Below are 252 nucleotides of genomic sequence, written 5' to 3'. Positions count from 1 at the left end.
TGGGGTGAAGTCGTAACAAGGTAGCCGTAGGGGAACCTGCGGCTGGATCACCTCCTTAATCGACGACATCAGCTGCTTCATAAGCTCCCACACGAATTGCTTGATTCATTGAAGAAGACGATAGAAGCAGCTTTAAGCTCCAAGCTGATAGCTCTTAGCTAATCAGTTACGCGCTCGAAATTGGGTCTGTAGCTCAGTTGGTTAGAGCGCACCCCTGATAAGGGTGAGGTCGGCAGTTCGAATCTGCCCAGA

1 rRNA gene is annotated in these 252 nt (G+C 50.4%); it reads left to right on the top strand.

The features are described 5' to 3' along the window. Positions 1–58 (top strand): 16S ribosomal RNA (locus ACQRBV_RS27585); the annotation flags it as partial. Positions 59–252 lie beyond the last annotated feature (194 nt).

This window comes from Pseudomonas sp. R11F (assembly GCF_050312575.1).
Lineage (GTDB): Bacteria > Pseudomonadota > Gammaproteobacteria > Pseudomonadales > Pseudomonadaceae > Aquipseudomonas > Aquipseudomonas palleroniana.
The sequence above is the reverse complement of the archived record's forward strand: the minus strand, read 5'-3'. Positions and strand labels throughout refer to the sequence as shown.